The organism is Cellulomonas olei (assembly GCF_039548315.1).
Lineage (GTDB): Bacteria > Actinomycetota > Actinomycetes > Actinomycetales > Cellulomonadaceae > Cellulomonas.
In genome coordinates, this window is the sequence record NZ_JBCLVN010000077.1 from 1 (window position 1) to 16265 (window position 16265).

A 16265-nucleotide genomic window follows, 5' to 3' on the forward strand; every position below is an offset into this window, starting at 1 on the left:
GGACAGCAGTGCGACGATCCGCTGCACCGACGACGGGCTCAGTCCCCGAGCGCGGAGCTCCGCCGCCCACGCCTTCACGTCGTGCCTCGTGATGTCGACCAGCGCGACGTCACGCCAGCGCGGCATGAGGTGCAGGTCCCGCCGGCTGACGTCGTTGCGGCGGGTCGACGGCTCGACCGTGCGCGTAGCCCACCACGCCTCGCACCATGCGCCCCACGTCATGAGCCCGGCGGAGGGGTCCCGCCAACCGGGCGCCCGTGCAGCCGCCTCGGCGTCGCCGGCCGCGCGCAGGGCGGCCGCCTTGTGCACGAACGGCCCGCCGTCCGCTGTCCGTACCTTGCCGTCGGCTCCGCGGTACTGCGCCTGGTAGCGGCCGGACGGCAACTTCCTTGCCCACGCCATCAGCCGGCCGTCCTCTGCGTCGGAACGATGCTGAGCAAGGCGACTGCTCGCCACGCCTCGATGACCTTGGTCGTCACGCCGAGTTCCCGCGCGAGGGCGCCCGGGTGCGGCCCGACGAGCTGCTCGGCCGCTGCGTACTCCATAGGCGAGATCAGCAGCCGGGCCCCGAACCGATCGGCGAGGCGCTCTTGATGCTCGTGTTCGCGGCGGTCGTCGACTCGGGTGTGCCCGTAGTGGGCGTGTCCTAGCTCGTGCGCGAGCGTTACGCGCTGCGTCGTCTCGCTCCGTCGCGGGTTGAGCAGGATCAGCCCACTCGAGTGGTACTCACCGGCTCGCCGGCCGAGGTCTCGCCATGCGACGCGCACCCCCTGCGCGGCTGCCTTCGCCAGCAGCTCCTCCATCGCGCGCCCCGACCTACGGCTCGTCCTGCTGAGCCTGAACTTCGGCGTCCGGGTCGTACCCGTCCTCCGGGTCGGATGCGGCCGGGTCGAGCGTGACCATCGCGTCGATCTCGTCGTCGGACAGCTCGTGGTGGAGCCGATGAACGGTCGCGCCCCGGCGTGCGCTCGCGGCGACGCGGCGTTCCGCCTCCTGCATGACCTCGCCGAGCGATAGGCCAAGTACCTCAGCAATGGCACCGAACTCGCCGATGCTCGCCGGCGGCGGCTCCTGCCGCAGGATCTTGCCGAGTCGGTTCATCGACATCTCCGCGCTCGCGGCCATCGTGCGTCGGTTCATGCCTGAGGCGTCGGCGGCGGCGAGCAGCAGGGTAGCGACCTCGCGGTCGAGGCTGCGTATCGGCTTTGCAGAGGTGGCCACAGCGGAGAACGTACCCATTTGGGTTCGCGGGCGCAACGGTCTTGACGCGTGAACCTGGATGGGTTCATGCTCTCGTGCATGCAGATGAACCCATCCAGGTCCAGGGGTCTGGACGCCGCGGTTGCGGAAGAGGTTCGCGCCGAGATCGCCCGCCGCCGTCCTGCCCTCACCCGCACGGAGATCGCCGACCAGATCGGCGCCCGGCGGGCTTCGCTCACGGCCAAGGTCAACGGCCGCGTTCCCTTCGGTCCTGACGAGCTCGACGCCGTCGCCGGGGTACTCGGCCTGTCGGCATCGACGTTCGTCCTTCGAGCGGAAGCTGCTCGCGGCCTCGCCCGGAGCGCCTCATGACCCCGCGTCGGACTGTCGCCGAGGTCGCGGCCGCGCCCCGCCGTCACGTGGTCACTGTGCGCCGGGCGCTCGAGGCCGGGTTGCTGCACGGCACGCAGCGCGTGAAGGGCGGCCGCTGGACGGTCCAGCCCGAGTGCGCGGAGGCGTGGGTCGACGGAGTCCCGTGCCCGCACCACTCGAACGTCGTCCCGCTGGTCGGCCGCACGCCCGCCCGGAGCGCGTCGTGAACGCCCTCAGCACTCAGAACGTCTACGACGGTTCTCGCGCTCTCGTCGGCGCCCTCGACATCGCGCGCGGCTCGCTCGCCGAGGGGCTCCACGCGCGGGTCGGGCAGGACGGGGTCGTGCTCACCGTCCCGGACGCTGCGCAGGCGAAGGACCTCGCGTGGCACTTCGGAGCGACACACGAGGTCACGCTCGGACGCTACGCGTACTCCGCCCGCAAGCCCGGTCAGCGACGCCACGCGGTCCTCATCGAGGTCGAGGGGCGCCCGCAGCTCGCGCCTCGCGCGGCCGGGAGCCGGCGATGAGCGGGTCCGGCCCCGTGCCCACCATCTGCCGGGTCGGGGAGGTTCTTCCCCCTGCGACCGCCCCGACCCGGCCTGACCGTCCCGCGCACCGCGCGCCGACGCCTGCCGTCCGGCACGTCCTGGACCTGCGCCTGGCGCTGCGCAGCTGGCCGGCGGCACCGCCGCGTGAGCGCGCGCCGCGCCACCGCGCGTCCGTGCCGTTCGAGGTCCAGCTCGAGCGCGACCTCGCGGCCGTCGACTTCTCGCTCCCGACCTACCTCGAGAGGGCGTGACCCTATGGGCTACCCGCACTCCGGCCGCCGCGGCGTCGACCCGCGCGTGACCGACGGCCTGCACCGTGCCCGGATGCTCCGCGTCGTCCTACGCGTGGCGGTTCTCGTGGCGCTGGTGCTGGCGATCTTCGCCTCGACGGCTGTGCTGCGCGCCGCGGCCGACGAGCCCTGCCACCTCGGCGAGTCCGCCTCGCCCGGCACCGGCACCGCCTGCCGCCTCACCGAGGAGGACTCGTGGACCGAGCCCGCGACCCCGACAGATACGGCCACGTCATCCCCGCAGCTGTCGTCCGCGACGTCGGCGCCCGCGCCCTCCAGGCCCTCCGAGACCGGGCAGCCCGTGCCGGCCGACCCGGCCCGCGTCACCGAGCCGTCCCCTTCTCCAGCGACGTCCCCCTCGGCTACCACCGCACCGTCACCGGTGCCGTCGGACGACCCGACCAGCACGACCCCCTCCGAGACGCCGGGGAGCACGGACCCGACGCCGACCTCGCCCGAGCCCGAGCCGAGCACGACAACCCCGGACTGGCCTGACCTGAACTGCCCGCCCGGCACGGTTCCGGGCTGGCTGGACGAGTCCGGCCTGCCGACCTCGTGCGTAGGCGCCGCCGCTGGCAACGTCCCGGCTCCGTCCGAGTCGGTCGCGTCGACGCACACCTCGTCGCCCACGCCCGAGCCGTCGCCCATCGACAGCAAGACCGCCGCGGCGCTCGCGGACACCGGGTCGGCGGCCGCGGCCGTCGTCGCGATCGCGGCGGTGTGCGCAGCCGTCGGGGTCGGGCTCCTCCTGGTCGTGCGCCGTGTCCGGCGGGCAGTCCGGTGATCGCCGTGCTGCGCGTGTGCCTGGCGCTGTGCGTGGTCCTGGTGCTGTGGGGCGTGCTCGACCCGACGCCCGCCCTGGACGGCCTGGTGCTCGTCCCCGCGCTCCTGATCGCCGCGGTGGCACTAGTGATCGCCGCGGCCGCTGAGCGGGGACACCGGTGATGGCGACAGGTCGGGTCGCGGGGTTGGACCGCTCGTCGATCGCCTGGCATGTCGCGATCGACGGCGGGCACCTCGTCCCTGACCTCACCGGGCCCGTCGACGAGGGGACGTGCGCGGCCCGCGCGGAGTTCCGCCGACCCGCGGAGCGCGTGACGCACCGAGCGTTCTGCACCCGTCGGTCGGGGCACACCGGCCGTCACGCGGCCGGCGACGGCATGGTGGTGCTCGCGGTGTGGAGCGGCCCGGCGCCGGAGCGTCGACGGTGAGCGCGGTGCTGGCGCCGGCGCGCCCGTGGACGGAGACGTCGCTCCTGGACCTCGCCGGGAGGACGGCGACGGCCCGGTTCCTGTCGGTGGTGGAGTCCATCCCGCCGCGGACCCGGTTCACGGTGAACGACATCCGCCACCGTCTGGACGCGGCGGACGTCCCGGAGCGGCTCCGCGGCGGGCTGATGCACGCGGCGAAGATGGCCGGCCTGATCGAGTCGGTGACGGTCTCGGCGTGGGGACAGGACTACGAGGTCCGCGTCCGCTCGACGGGAGAGACCGCTCACCGCGCGACGGTCCGCGTGTACCGCCGTCTCGGCGACCCCGCGCCGGGCGACGCGGCCTCCGGCGGTGCGTTGTGAGGGGCCAGCGCACGCGCTGCTCGTGCGGCGCCGAGATCGTCCTGGTCCTCGTGATCCCCGAGACCCCGCGGCGTGGAGCCGGCCGGCGCACTCGCGTGCCGCTGGACGCCGACTTCGACCCCGCGGTCTCCGCGCTGCCGCCGTCGCACGCGCTGTCCCTGTCGGGCGCGACGTGCCGCCCGATCACCCGCGACCACCCGCTGCTCGACCACGAGAACCCCGCCCTGACCCACTTCGCGACCTGCCCGTCGCGCCGAACCCCGGAGGCGACCCCGTGACTCGCCAGACCGTCCCCGCACCCGCCCCGACCGCCGCCCGCTCGGCGTCGATCGCGCTCGACGAGCTCACGGGCGCCACCGCCCGCCTCGTCATGCTGACCCTCGACCAGCTCCACCCGCACCCGGACAACCCCCGTCGGGACGTCGGCGACCTGACCGAGCTCGCGGACTCGATCCGCGCACACGGCGTCCGCCAGAACCTCCTGGTCGTGCCCGACCCCGAGGACCCCACGGCGTACCGGCTCGTCATCGGGCACCGGCGGACCGCGGCCGCGCGGCTCGCCGGGAACGTCGAGGCCCTGCCTGCTGTCGTCGACGACAGCCTCACCGCGGCCGAGCAGCTCGAGCTGATGCTGCTGGAGAACCTGCAGCGGGTCGACCTGAGCGCGATGGAGGAGGCCGACGCCTACCAGGGGCTGCTCGACCTGGGCCTCGACGAGACGGCGATCGCCGAGCGGACGGGCCGCTCCAAGGCGACCGTCGCCGCCCGGCTGCGTCTGCGCGGACTGCCCGCCCCCGTCCGCGACCAGGTCCACACGCACCAGGCCACGCTCGCCGACGCCGAGCTGCTCGCCAAGACCCTCGCCCGACGGGACGTCCAGGCCGACCCCAGCGCATCGCTCGAGCTCGAGAACGCGTTCGGGACCTTCGGGTTCGAGCGCACCGTCGAGAACACCATCGCGCGCCTGAAGCGCGCCGCCGAGCGCGCCAAGCTGCTCAAGGAGCTCGAGGCCACGAACGTGCGGGTCGTCGAGCCCACCGGGTACGACAGCGCCCCGAAGGGCACCAAGCCGCTGCGCGAGCTCACGGACGACAAGGGCCGCAAGGCCGGCCCCAACAGCGCCGAGCTCACGCTCGAGACGCACGCCTCCTGCCCCGGGCACGTGGCCTGGCTCGACCGCTGGTCCGCGCAGGTCCACTACGGCTGCGAGGGCTGGAAGAAGAACGGCCACCGCGACCGGTACGCGACGCCCGCGACTGCCTCGTCCGCCGCTGGCGACGTCGACCGCAAGACGCTCATCGCGAACAACAAGGCCGCGCAGGCCGCCGAGGTCACGCGCCGGCGCTGGCTGAGCGACTTCATCGTCCACGTCGCCGGGCCGGAGGTCACCGGCGAGGACCCGCTCGCCTACGTCGCCCGGCACATCCGGACCGGAGTCGTCCTGCCCTACGTGCACGGCCAGCTGTACGACCAGCTGCGGTACGGCAAGGACGGCCGCGAGGAGGACCGACTCAAGGACCTCACCAGCGTGAAGCACGGGCCCGTCAAGCACCTGGTCGCGCTCGCGGCCGCCGGCGTCGAGGCGGACATGTTCAAGGACTTCTGGCGCCACCCGCGCGCGGAGCACGCCGACCACTTGCGCACGCTGGGGTCCTGGGGGTACGAGCTGTCCGACGTCGAGCGGTCCGTCGTTGAGGCGGTCGCCCCGTGAGGTTCACGACGCGGCCGCGCACGACCTGGGACGGCCCCGCACTCCGACCGCCCGGGGCCGATCCCGGTGGACGTTCAAGGCGAGCTGGTCGGACACCCTCGACCTTCTCGAGCGCGAGCTGCGGCACCTCGACGCCCGCGACGTCGCGCTCGAGGCGGACTTCCGCGAGCCGGACCTGCGCCTGGACGGCATGCCCCGCAGCAACGCCCGCCAGCCTGTCGACCCGGGGGTGCGGATCGCGTTCGACTCCCGGCACGGCGCGCTGGTGTACGCGGCCGACACCTGCGAGTTCTGGCAGCACAACGTCCGCTCGATCGCCCTCGGACTCGAGGCGCTGCGCGCTGTCGACCGGTACGGGATCAGCCGGCGCGCCGAGCAGTACCGCGGGTATCGGCAGATCGGTGGCGCGTCGGCGATCGTCCCGGACGCCCCCCTTGACCGCGAGGCGGCCGCGCTGGTGCTCGCCGGTGCCGCCTACCCGGACCCGGACCCGGAGTCGGTCGCCCGTGACGCCCGCGAAGTCCTCACGGGTCGGCTCGACCTCGACGCCGTCGGGCGTCGAGCCCGCCGCCACACCCACCCGGACACCGGAGGCTCGACGGAGGCCTTCCAGCGCGTCGAGGCGGCCCTGCGCGTCCTGCGGGGTTCCCGGTGACGGCCGGGAGCTTCGCGCTTGAGCACCTCGAGCGGCAGCGGTACCTGGACGCGAACGGCGCGGTGCCGGGTGACTGCTGGCGGACGTGCGTGGCCGGCATGGTCGGGTTCGCGCGCGACGAGGTGCCCCACTTCATCCACGAGTTCCCCGGGGACGCGGCGCAGTGGTGGCACGCCACGGTGGCGTGGATCGAAGAGCGGTTCGCGGGGATGACGCTGGCGTGCCTGGCGCCGGACGCGTTCCCCGTGTACGACGGCGAGCCGCTGTTCCCGCTCGTGATCGCGACCGGACCGTCCCCGCGGGGTGACTGGCTGCACTCGGTGCTCGTCGACTGGCGGACCGGTGATCTCGTGTGGGACCCCCACCCGACCGGTGTGGGGCTCGCCGGACCTGTGGTCGACGTCGCCGCGATGGCGAGCACCCACGCGGCCCAGGACGTGGCGCCGTGACCGCCCGCGCGCCCCGCGGGCACGTGCGTCGCTGCCCGTCGTGCGGGTGGACGTCACGTCCGTCGACCGCGGGCCTCGCCGACAACGCCCTGCGCAAGCACTCCTGCGCCAAGCAGCGGGCGGCGGCCGCCGCCGCGGCGCGCGGCCGAGCTCGCGCGGCCGCGGTCGACCGGTCCCCGAAGTCGTGCTCGCACCCGATCGCGAACCACCAGCACGGTACCCACGCGATGTACGTGCACGACGCCTGCAGGTGCCCCGCCTGCTCGGCGGCGAACGCCCGGTACGAGCAGGACCGCGCGCGCCGCAACGCCTACGGCCGCTCGGACCTCGTCGACGCCGGCCCCGTCCGGGAGCACATCGCGGCACTGTCGACCGCGGGCGTCGGTCTCAAGCGCATCACCGCGGTGTCCGGCGTCTCCGGCGGCGTGCTGACGAAGCTCGTGTACGGCACGGGCCGCGCTGACGGCACCCGCCGACCGCCGTCGGCGCGCGTGCACCGGGCGACGGCCGACCGGATCCTCGCCGTGACCCCGGCGGACGTCGCCGCGTCCGCGGAGGTCGACGCGATCGGCACCCGCCGGCGGCTGCAGGCCCTCACCGCGCTGGGCTGGTCCGTCTCGCGGATCGCCACGGACTTCGGGCTCGACCGCCAGGCCCTGGACGCGGCGCTGCGCGGACGCCCGAAGGTGCTCGCCCGCACGGCAGACGCGGTGCGCGCGGCGTTCGACGCGATCGGCGACCGCCGCGCCCCCGACGCGACGCACCGGGAGAAGATCGCCGCCGCGCGAGCCCGTGCACGCGCCGAGGCCGCGGGCTGGGCACCGCCCGCCGCGTGGGACCCCGAGCAGCTCGACGACGCCACGGCGACACCGCCCGCCCCGCAGGCCTGGGTCCTACCGGCGAAGAAGCGCGCGACGCTCGACCTCGACGAGTGGGCCCACCTGGTCGCTGCCGGGGAGGACCCCCGCCGTGCCGCCGCCCGCTGCGGCGTGTCGTGGGACGCCGTCGAGGTCGCGATCGCCCGCACCGGCCACGAGCGGGCCCGCCGGCTCCTCGCCGAGCGCAGGGCGGCCGCGTGACCGCGCCGCGCGTGTGGGCGCGCGCCGGCCTGCCGTTCGTCGACGGCCGGCAGGCCTGCGCGCGCGCCGCCCCCGAGCTGTTCTTCTACGCCGACGATGAGCGGGGCCCCTCCAAGCGCGCCCGCGACGAGGCCGCGAAGGCCGTCTGCGCCACATGCCCCCTGACCCGCGGCTGCCTGGCGCACGCCCTGACGCACGCGGAGTGGGGCACCTGGGGCGGCATGACCGAGGACGAGCGCGCCGACCTGCAGGCCCGCCACGGACTGCCCCGCAAGGCCCGCTCCTACCAGGGCACCAATGACTCGACCGTCACCCACGCCACATCCGAGGAGGCCTGACCATGACCACCACACCCGAGAGCGTCGACGCGGCGCTCGCGGACGCCCTGCCCGCCGCCGCGCCCGTCCCGGCGTCGCCGCCGGTGCGCACGACCCCCGGCACGCAGCTCGCCCGCGTCCGCACCCGCGACCTGCAGCCGGACCCGAACAACCCGCGCGACGAGGTCACGGACGTCCAGGCGCTCGCGGACTCGATCCGTCAGGTCGGGCTGCTGCAGCCGATCATCGCGCGCCGTGCGGCGGACGGCACGCACCTGGTCGTGGTGTGCGGGCACCGGCGCCTGGCGGCGATCAAGGCGCTCGGCTGGGCGGACGTCGACGTCGTGGTCCGCCGGGAGATGCTGCCCGACCAGGTCCTCGTCGCGATGCTCGCCGAGAACGGGCAGCGCGTCGCCCTGGACCCGATCGAGGAGGCCCGCGCGTTCAACCGCCTGAAGGTGGTCTACCGGCTCTCGGACTCCGGCGTCGCGGAGCGGGTGGGGCGCACCCAGGTGTACGTCTCGGGTCGCCTGGCGCTGCTCGCGCTGACCCCGCAGGAGCAGGAGGAGATCCGCGCCGGGCAGCGCACGATCGTGGAGTCGATCGCCCGCGGCCGCGTGAGGTCCGGGCGGGTCCGCCCCCCGCGCACGAGCACCCGCTGGCACCTGGGGTCGGACCACCCGCTGGCGTCCAAGGCCCGCGCGCGGTGCCGGCGCCTGAACCACCCGGCCGGGAACCGTCTGACGGCGGTCGCGTACGGGGACTGCTGGGAGTCGGTGATCCACGCCGACCAGACCAAGCAGCTCCACGACCACTCCGCCACGTCGGGGCAGTGCGCGCTGTGCGGCGCGCCGGTGACCGTCGACGGCGTCGAGGTCGAGCAGCCTGCCGGCGGTGCCGCGTGAGCGCGCCGCTGGTGTTCCTGGACACCGAGACGACGTCCCTGGCCCCGAACCGCCGGGCGTGGGAGGTCGCGATGATCCGCGTCGAGCCCGAGGACCTGGACGGCATCGGCCGTGGCACGTCGTTCTTCATCTCCGACGTCGACCTGCGTGGCGCCGACCCGCAGGCGCTGAAGGTCGGCCGGTTCTACGAGCGGCACCCGAAGTACGCGCCCACGGCCGCCGAGCCCGACGACGGGGCCTCGACCCTGGCCGAGAAGATCAGGACGGCAGCGGCGCTGCGCTCGGAGTACGCGGCCGCGGCGATCGTCGAGCGGTGGACCCGCGGCGCGGTCGTGATCGGGTCGAACCCGGGGTTCGACACCGGGGTCCTCGAGCCGATGCTGCACCGCCACGGCCTCGTGCCGGCGTGGCACTACCGCCCGATCGACGTGGCGACCCTGGCCGCCGGCTTCCTGTACGGCCGGTTCGGGGAGGCGGTGTTCACGGCCCCGGGGATCATCCCCGCGGTGACGGTCGACGCGACGACGATGCAGGACCCCGAGCCCGTGTCCGCCGTCGTGCGGCCCTGGCAGATCGACACGCCGTGGAGCAGCGAGGCGCTGTCCGGGTGGGTGGGCCTGCCGCCGGTCCCCGAGGAGGAGCGGCACACCGCGATGGGCGACGCCCGCTGGGTGCAGCGCTTGTACAACCTGATCACGCGGGACCGGGTGATCCCGCCGCTCGAGCGCGCCGAGACGGCGCCGACGGGCGGTGCGTCGTGAGCTCCCTCGTCGTCGACCTCGCTGACTTGCGCGCGGCCCTGCAGGCGGTCATCCCGCACGCCTCCCGCGACAAGGACGACCCGTTCCTGCGGCGCGTCCGCCTCACGCCCTACGGCGTGAACGTCGAGGTGTCCGCGACCGACCGGTCGACGATCGGCCTGGCCCTGGTGTCGCTGATCGAGTCCGACGGGGACGGCGACGTCCTGGACCTGCACCCCGACGAGATCACGCAGGTCCTGACGGTGTTCCCGTCTCCCTCCCGGGGCGAGGAGACGCAGCTCGAGATCCGCATGACGGACTCCGAGGTGACGTTCACCGACGTCGGAGGACTGCTCGACGGGAACTCCCTGACCCTCGCGCGGATGACCCCCGAGGAGACGTTCCCGGACCTGCGCGGCATGTTCGTGGGCCGCCTCGAGGGATCGGACGCCACCGGCGAGGCGTGGTTCCAGTCCGAGCACCTCAAGCGGTTCGCCGCGGCGCAGCGCGCCTACGGCCGCCCGCTCGTCGTCGACCGTGTCCCCGAGCCCGCCCGCGTCTGGCGGATCTCCTGCGGCGAGTCGTTCCTCGGCCTGCTCACCCAGCTCCGCGCCGACGAGGACGACCTCGCGGCCGCGAAGGTGTGGCGCGAGGCGTGGATCGAGCGCCTCAGCTCCCACACCAACCGCACCCCGCCCGGCGGCCTGGACCTGCGCCACGCGACCGGCCTGTACGTCCTGACCGACGACGGCATCCCCCGCCTGACCCCGGACGGCCAGGACGACGAGGAGACCCACCGGCTCGCGCAGGCAGCCGAGCTCGTCGTCCGCACCCAGTTCGGGTCCACGTCGATGCTCCAGCGCAAGCTCCGCGTCGGGTTCGCCCGCGCCGGCGACCTGATGAACGCCCTCGAGGCACACGGCATCGTCGGCCCGTCTGACGGGTCCAAGGCCCGCACCGTCCTGGTCACCCCCGCCCGCCTCGACGAGGCGCTCGCGGACGTGCGGGGCGCGCCGTGACCGCCCCGACCTGCACCCGCAAGCCCGGTGCGCTCACCAGCCGCTGCCGGTGCGTGTCATGCCGCGCCCGCCACGCGAAGCTCACGAAGGCCAACCGCGCCGGCCTGTACCCCCGCGCCCCGCGCGAGCAGGCGTGGGACGCCCTCGGGGAGGTCCTGCGCCGCGGCTGGACCGACCTCGCGATCGCCTCCGCGTCTGGCCTGCCCCGCGACACCGTCCACGCTATCCTGGTCCGTCACCGCGCCGGCGCGGGCCCGGGCCGGATCGCCCACGTGACCGCCCACGCGCTCGCGGAGCTGCGCGACCCGACCGCGGGACGTGTCGGGTCGCTGTCCACCGTCCGCCGGCTGCGTGCGCTGTCGCGGGTCGGATGGGAGATGCGCGCCCTGTCCGCCGTGACCGGCGTGCCGTTGATGACCCTGCACCACGTCCGCGCCGGGCAGAACGCCACGGCCCTGACGAGCGTGTGGGCGGCGGTGCGCACCGCGTACCGGGACCTCGCGGACGTCCCCGGCCCGTCGACCCGCGCGCTCGAGCGCGCCACGGCGCTCGGCTGGGAGCCGCCCGCCGCGTGGGACGAGGACTCGATCGAGGACCCGGCAGAGCCCGCTCCTGTCGCCGTCGACGAGGTCGCCGTCGAGCGCGCCGTCGCCGGCCGACCCGTGACCCTGACCCGCACGGAGCGCGACCTCGCCGTCCCTCGCATGGTCGACGCCGGCATGAGCGACAGCCAGATCGCTGACCTCCTCGGCCTGTGCACCGAGACCGTCTACCGCACCCGCCGGCGCCTCGCAGTGCCGGCCGCGACTGCCCGCCGCCCGGAAGCGAGGGCCTCGTGATCTACGACGAGCCCACCCCGATCGAGTGCGGCAAGTGCCAGCCGTCCACGACCACGGGCGCCCGAGCGAAGTTCACCGACACCCCGAGCGGCCGCCGCGCGCACCTGCGGGTGTTCGGCCACAGCCCCGAGCACCCGACCGAACCCGACCCCCGGGGGAACGCATGACGACCGAGACCAGCCCCGGCCCGACGTGGCAGCGGGGCGCGTGGATGCAGACCTACACCGGCCGCCGGTTCTACCCGATGGACCCGGCCCCCGCCGACGTCGTCCCCATCGACATCGCCCACGCCCTGGGGATGCTCTGCCGCTACAACGGCCACGTCGACCGCTTCTACTCCGTCGCCGAGCACTGCGTCCTGATGAGCGAGTACGTCGAGCACCAGCACAGCCGCGAACTCGCACTCATGGCCCTGCTCCACGACGCAACCGAGGCCTACGTCGGCGACATGATCCGACCGCTCAAGGTGCACATGCCCGAGTACCGGGCAGCCGAGGACCGCGTCATGTCGGCCATCGCCCACCACTTCGGCCTCGCAGAACTCATCGCACGCCACAACGGCGAGCGCCCCCCGGAGGTGAAGGAAGCCGACTCCCGCATCCTGCTCACCGAGCGCGCCGAGCTGATGTCCGCGACGCACGAGACCTGGGACGTCGACGACCTCGAACCGCTCCCCGTCGCCGTTCACGCCTGGGACCCGACCACCGCCGCCGCACGGTACGCCCAGCGCCTCGACGAGCTGCTCGCCAAGGCGCCCCGATGAGCCCCGACTACGCGAACGCCCCCCACGCCCGCGACAACCGCGCGAGGAAGGCAGCGGCGCTCGCGGACACAGTGCGTCGCCTCGGACTGCACCGGTCCGCCATCGAGCGCGGGGGCGGTACCCGCGGCCGGGTCTGGCGCGAGGCCGGACTGACCCGTGACCCGTCGATGGCCACCTGGGCAGCCGCCGTCGAACTGCTGCGGAGCGACCCGGGAACCGCGGCGCCCCCATCGCAGCCCTGCATGAACCACCCCGAGCGCCCCGGCCGCCTGTACCTCGCCGGCCCCCTGTGCGACGCGACCTGCGCGCCCTGGCGCCGCGCCGGCCACCCGAACCCGAGCACGAGCCAGATGACCCCGAGGGAGCGAACAGCATGAACAGCACCGGACGCCCCGACCGCGCACCCGAGGGGCTGCCTGCCGGCCCCGAGGAGATCATCGAGGACCACGGGCCCCTGACGGTCCTGTTCCGCCCGGACACCCCGCAGCCGTCCGTGGCGGGCGACCGGTGCGACCGGCACCCGGACCCGACGACGCGGACATGGGGAGCGCGCGCCGAGACGGCGACCTCGATCGCGGTGCAGACCAGCACGGGAGAGCACATCACCGACCGCGATGCCGAGTGGGTCGCGCGCACGCTCAACGCCGCCGGGGCGGCGTTGGACCGGGAGGCGCTGGCACGCGTGGTCGGTGACGCGCTGACCGACCTCCTGGGCGAGACGTTCTCGCCGTCCGTGATGGACGGCCTGGCGTGCGAGCTCGGCGAGCGCATCCTCGCCGCCCGGGGTGACGCCGCCACGCCCGCCTTGCGCCCGCACGAGCGATACCGCGTGGTCGATGCCGACGGCCGCTGCTGGCAGGACACGGGCTCGAACGCGACGGATGCGCTGAAGTCGGCCCGCAAGCATCAGCAACGCGTGGCCTCCGAGGGCTGGGGCCCCGACCCGCGCCTCCTCCAGATGTGGTCCACGGACCCCGTCGAGCCCGTGGTGGAGTGGCGCGAGGTCGAGGGAGGCGAGCAGCCGTGAGCGCCCGCCCGGGGGCTGCGATCCGCGGCCCGTGGCCCGGGAAGACCCACCTGGACTCGGGCTCGGTCAGGGTCCTCGCCGGCGCCGGCCGTGCCCCGATCACGCTGTGCGGCCGGACCATCCTCGCCCCAGAGCGCCTGCTGTGGGACTACGCGGCCGAGGAGGACCGGTGCGGTCAGTGCGCACGCCGGAAGCCGGTGACCGATGGCTGACCCCCGACCGGCGTCGCCGGACGTCGCGGCCGAGCTGCGTCGCGCCATCAACCGGCTGTCCGCCCGGCACCCGGACGGTCTGAGCACCGCGGCGCTCGCGGACGCGCTCGCTGCGGATGGCTGGTCGCGGTGCCCGTGCCGGCTCGAGACCGGGGAAGGAGGTGAGACGGATGGACGAGACGACGAGCAGGGCTTCCCTGCGGCTGGCGCCTGAGCGGTGCGGGTCGTGCGGCGGCGTGATCAACCAGCTGACCGGCGAGTGCCGGTGCTCGGACTGACGACGGGAAGGGACAACCCCACCTCATGGCGTGGAAGAAGGAGGGCGACACCGCGGTGTTCGACCCGCGAGTGCTCGCCGTTGTGGAGCACCCGCGGGCGGACCCCCTACGGTCCGTCATCGAGGTGTGGGGGTTCTTCTCGCGCGTGACGTCGTACCTCGCGCCGAACCCGAACGACACGTACCACGTGCCATTCTCGGCGTGCCTGATGCTCGCGATGAACGACCGCGAGCACCTCGAGTTGCTGTGGGACCAGTGCACGTTCGCGGGTCTCGGGCAGGTCGTCGAGCTCGACGGCGGCCGGCGCGCGTTCCAGGTGATCAACGACCCGAACTTCGTGCACGTGAAGACGGCGGCGGAGATCGAGTGGGACCGCCAGCGCAAGGCCGACAACGGCGACCCGAACCTGACGGTCCCGGTCCGGATGCGCGACGGCGACGCTTGCAGGTACTGCGGGCTGACGGTGCGCTGGTCGGACCGGCGCGGCGCGAAGGGCGGGACCTACGACCACCGACCACCCGGCCGCCCGGCGACGTGGGAGACCTCGGTCGTGGCGTGCGGCGGCTGCAACGCCGCGCGCGGACTGCTGTCGCGCGGGCTCGCGCCGGACGCCGGCCTCGCCGCCGCGGACGCGGTGCACCCGCTCCGCCCGGCGCCGCCCACCCCGTACTGGTCGCCCGCGACGCGCGAGTGGCTGGCCGGCCACGCCGCGATCCTGCGCCAGCACGGCCTGACCCCGCCCGCGCTGGCGCCCGCCGGCACCAAGCCGATCCCCGCCGGACGCCCGGCTCCGGGCGCGGCCGCAGCAGCACCCACGGGTGCAGCGCGGCCCGCGACCGCGCCGGCGTCGCCCGTCGCAGCACCGGAGCAGCGTGAGACGCGCCCGGAGCGCGAGGCGCCCGCCGCCCGGCAGGTCCGGCAGGTTCCGGCAGATCGCCAGCCTCCGGGATCCGGAGATGCCGGGCCGGGACGGGACGGGTCGGGCAGGGCTGGGTCTGGAAGGAAAGGGCTGGGTCGCGCGGCGCCCGCCGCCCAGCCGCCGCCGGTCAGCACGACCGAGCCCGCCGTCCGACGTCGCCGTGGCAGCAGGGGAAAGCGGGGACGGGGCAGGAGCACCAGCGCGAGCACGACGATCTCACCGAGCAGCACGAACCAGGGAGAGACCCGATGAGCACCACCCGGCTCGGCAGGCAGATCGCCGAGGACACCCGCTACCTGATCGACGCGTGGCGCCCGTTGGTCGAGCTCGGCGTGCCGGGTACGAGCCCGCGCCGGCTGGCCGCGCCGGCGCCGCTGGACCTGCTGGACCTGCTGGCTCGGTTCGTGTCGGTGTGCGCGGAGGTCGCCGAGACGGTCGCTCAGATCGCGGGCGTCGAGCGCCTGGACGCCTCGGCGTCGCTTCACGTCGACCCGCGCCCCTACCTGAGCCACGCCCGCACGTGGCTCAAGGTCGCCCAGGACGCCAACGACACCACCGAGGCGTGGGTCGCGGAGCAGCTGCATCGCCTCGCTGACGCCGTCGCCGCGCACCTCGGCGAGCTGGCCGACGGGCAGGTGCTCGAGGCGCTGTGCCCGTGGTGCCACGGTCGCAGCGAGCGGCGCCCGACGGGCGGCGACCTGACCCTCACCGTGTACGCCCGCGGCCCGCGGCCAGGGTCCGGCGGCGAGGCACTGCGTGACCCGATGGTGGTCTGTCGCGGCACGAACTGCGAGCCCCCGCCGAACGAATGCGGGCACACCGTCGGCGGGCACCCGGCGTGGCCCGATCGCGAGTGGGACTGGCTCGCCGCGCGGCTCCTGCCCGTCGACACCGCGGCGCCCGCGCCGGCCACCGCTGGAGCGCCGTCGTGACCGCCCACGGCGAGCCGCCCCGCGTCGGGCACGGGACGACGCCGTGGCACTGCCGGTGCCACGGCCGCGCCCACGCCATCCCGTCGCTCGCGGCGGACTGCGAGGACCGCACCGACGCGGGTACGACCCCGACCGGCCGCCGTCGTCCGCCCGCGTTGACGCCGACTGTTTTCCACAGGTAGCCTGCACCCCAGTGGGTACGTCGTGCCCAGACGAAGGCCCTGACCGCGCGGTCCGGGCCTTCGCCATACCCCCTCCCGAGCTCGTCGCGGAGGCCCGACACCTGCGGGTTGTCACCTGGCCCGGTGAGCCGAGCGGGCACGGGGGCCGCGGGAGGACGCCGGACCGGGAGGTTCGAGATGGCCTGGGTCCGCGGCGGGCGATCGCGCACGAGCACGGCAGCGCACCGGGCGAGGCGCCTGCGTGTGTTCGCCC

General features: G+C 74.7%; 24 protein-coding genes and 1 pseudogene. 22 read left to right on the forward strand and 3 right to left on the reverse strand.

Features of this window, described 5'->3' with window-relative positions; translation table 11 throughout:
- From AAHH18_RS17205 to AAHH18_RS17215, 3 genes and pseudogenes are all read right to left on the reverse strand, one after another.
- Positions 1-402: pseudogene (locus AAHH18_RS17205) on the reverse strand (hypothetical protein); the annotation flags it as partial.
- The gene (locus AAHH18_RS17210; protein WP_343302446.1) at positions 402-803 is read right to left on the reverse strand and encodes an ImmA/IrrE family metallo-endopeptidase; all 402 of its coding nucleotides are present in this window, start codon (positions 801-803) and stop codon (positions 402-404) included. The pseudogene AAHH18_RS17205 and the gene AAHH18_RS17210, both read right to left, overlap by 1 nt.
- Before the next feature lie 13 nt (positions 804-816).
- Complete coding sequence (locus AAHH18_RS17215; RefSeq protein WP_343302447.1) at positions 817-1221, reverse strand: hypothetical protein; 405 nt, start codon at positions 1219-1221, stop codon at positions 817-819.
- A 48-nt stretch (positions 1222-1269) separates the two neighbouring features.
- On the opposite strand from AAHH18_RS17215, the gene AAHH18_RS17220 reads away from it, so the two are divergent.
- From AAHH18_RS17220 to AAHH18_RS17325, 22 genes are all read left to right on the forward strand, one after another.
- Entirely contained in the window at positions 1270-1572 is a 303-nt protein-coding gene (locus AAHH18_RS17220) for a helix-turn-helix domain-containing protein (protein ID WP_343302448.1), read from the forward strand.
- Positions 1569-1799, forward strand: a complete 231-nt coding sequence (locus AAHH18_RS17225) for a hypothetical protein (RefSeq protein ID WP_343302449.1) — start codon at positions 1569-1571, stop codon at positions 1797-1799. Before AAHH18_RS17220 ends, AAHH18_RS17225 begins: the two co-directional genes overlap by 4 nt.
- Complete coding sequence (locus AAHH18_RS17230) at positions 1796-2101, forward strand: hypothetical protein (RefSeq protein ID WP_343302450.1); 306 nt, start codon at positions 1796-1798, stop codon at positions 2099-2101. The genes AAHH18_RS17225 and AAHH18_RS17230 overlap by 4 nt, the downstream gene beginning before the upstream one ends.
- Positions 2098-2373 carry a hypothetical protein gene (locus AAHH18_RS17235; RefSeq protein WP_343302451.1) on the forward strand — a complete coding sequence of 92 codons (276 nt, stop codon included), beginning with the start codon at positions 2098-2100 and terminating at the stop codon, positions 2371-2373. The genes AAHH18_RS17230 and AAHH18_RS17235 overlap by 4 nt, the downstream gene beginning before the upstream one ends.
- Before the next feature lie 4 nt (positions 2374-2377).
- Entirely contained in the window at positions 2378-3196 is an 819-nt protein-coding gene (locus AAHH18_RS17240) for a RodZ family helix-turn-helix domain-containing protein (protein WP_343302452.1), read from the forward strand.
- Positions 3193-3357, forward strand: coding sequence for a hypothetical protein (locus AAHH18_RS17245; RefSeq protein ID WP_343302453.1), 165 nt, complete (start codon positions 3193-3195; stop codon positions 3355-3357). Before AAHH18_RS17240 ends, AAHH18_RS17245 begins: the two co-directional genes overlap by 4 nt.
- A gap of 262 nt (positions 3358-3619) precedes the next feature.
- Positions 3620-3985: a hypothetical protein gene (locus tag AAHH18_RS17250; RefSeq protein WP_343302454.1), complete on the forward strand. Its 366-nt coding sequence runs from the start codon at positions 3620-3622 to the stop codon at positions 3983-3985.
- Positions 3982-4263, forward strand: a complete 282-nt coding sequence (locus tag AAHH18_RS17255) for a hypothetical protein (RefSeq protein ID WP_343302455.1) — start codon at positions 3982-3984, stop codon at positions 4261-4263. The genes AAHH18_RS17250 and AAHH18_RS17255 overlap by 4 nt, the downstream gene beginning before the upstream one ends.
- The gene (locus AAHH18_RS17260) at positions 4260-5696 is read left to right on the forward strand and encodes a ParB/RepB/Spo0J family partition protein (RefSeq protein WP_343302456.1); all 1437 of its coding nucleotides are present in this window, start codon (positions 4260-4262) and stop codon (positions 5694-5696) included. The genes AAHH18_RS17255 and AAHH18_RS17260 overlap by 4 nt, the downstream gene beginning before the upstream one ends.
- Positions 5677-6351: a hypothetical protein gene (locus AAHH18_RS17265; RefSeq protein ID WP_343302457.1), complete on the forward strand. Its 675-nt coding sequence runs from the start codon at positions 5677-5679 to the stop codon at positions 6349-6351. The genes AAHH18_RS17260 and AAHH18_RS17265 overlap by 20 nt, the downstream gene beginning before the upstream one ends.
- On the forward strand, positions 6348-6800 hold the full coding sequence (locus tag AAHH18_RS17270; protein WP_343302458.1) for a hypothetical protein: 453 nt from the start codon (positions 6348-6350) through the stop codon (positions 6798-6800). The genes AAHH18_RS17265 and AAHH18_RS17270 overlap by 4 nt, the downstream gene beginning before the upstream one ends.
- Complete coding sequence (locus AAHH18_RS17275) at positions 6797-7879, forward strand: hypothetical protein (RefSeq protein WP_343302459.1); 1083 nt, start codon at positions 6797-6799, stop codon at positions 7877-7879. Before AAHH18_RS17270 ends, AAHH18_RS17275 begins: the two co-directional genes overlap by 4 nt.
- Positions 7876-8217 (forward strand): WhiB family transcriptional regulator, encoded by a 342-nt coding sequence (locus tag AAHH18_RS17280; RefSeq protein WP_343302460.1) that lies wholly within the window; start codon positions 7876-7878, stop codon positions 8215-8217. Before AAHH18_RS17275 ends, AAHH18_RS17280 begins: the two co-directional genes overlap by 4 nt.
- A gap of 2 nt (positions 8218-8219) precedes the next feature.
- Positions 8220-9101, forward strand: coding sequence for a ParB/RepB/Spo0J family partition protein (locus tag AAHH18_RS17285; RefSeq protein ID WP_343302461.1), 882 nt, complete (start codon positions 8220-8222; stop codon positions 9099-9101).
- The gene (locus AAHH18_RS17290; protein WP_343302462.1) at positions 9098-9862 is read left to right on the forward strand and encodes a 3'-5' exonuclease; all 765 of its coding nucleotides are present in this window, start codon (positions 9098-9100) and stop codon (positions 9860-9862) included. Before AAHH18_RS17285 ends, AAHH18_RS17290 begins: the two co-directional genes overlap by 4 nt.
- A complete protein-coding gene (locus tag AAHH18_RS18320; RefSeq protein WP_459349166.1) occupies positions 9859-10860 on the forward strand; it encodes a DNA translocase FtsK in 1002 nt (333 codons plus the stop codon). The genes AAHH18_RS17290 and AAHH18_RS18320 overlap by 4 nt, the downstream gene beginning before the upstream one ends.
- Entirely contained in the window at positions 10857-11699 is an 843-nt protein-coding gene (locus AAHH18_RS17300) for a helix-turn-helix domain-containing protein (protein WP_343302463.1), read from the forward strand. The genes AAHH18_RS18320 and AAHH18_RS17300 overlap by 4 nt, the downstream gene beginning before the upstream one ends.
- Entirely contained in the window at positions 11696-11866 is a 171-nt protein-coding gene (locus tag AAHH18_RS17305) for a hypothetical protein (RefSeq protein WP_343302464.1), read from the forward strand. Before AAHH18_RS17300 ends, AAHH18_RS17305 begins: the two co-directional genes overlap by 4 nt.
- Positions 11863-12462, forward strand: coding sequence for a YfbR-like 5'-deoxynucleotidase (locus tag AAHH18_RS17310; protein WP_343302465.1), 600 nt, complete (start codon positions 11863-11865; stop codon positions 12460-12462). Before AAHH18_RS17305 ends, AAHH18_RS17310 begins: the two co-directional genes overlap by 4 nt.
- Before the next feature lie 373 nt (positions 12463-12835).
- The gene (locus AAHH18_RS17315; RefSeq protein ID WP_343302466.1) at positions 12836-13489 is read left to right on the forward strand and encodes a hypothetical protein; all 654 of its coding nucleotides are present in this window, start codon (positions 12836-12838) and stop codon (positions 13487-13489) included.
- Between the two features lie 515 nt (positions 13490-14004).
- Positions 14005-15150 (forward strand): hypothetical protein, encoded by a 1146-nt coding sequence (locus AAHH18_RS17320; protein WP_343302467.1) that lies wholly within the window; start codon positions 14005-14007, stop codon positions 15148-15150.
- On the forward strand, positions 15147-15830 hold the full coding sequence (locus tag AAHH18_RS17325) for a hypothetical protein (protein WP_343302468.1): 684 nt from the start codon (positions 15147-15149) through the stop codon (positions 15828-15830). The genes AAHH18_RS17320 and AAHH18_RS17325 overlap by 4 nt, the downstream gene beginning before the upstream one ends.
- Positions 15831-16265 lie beyond the last annotated feature (435 nt).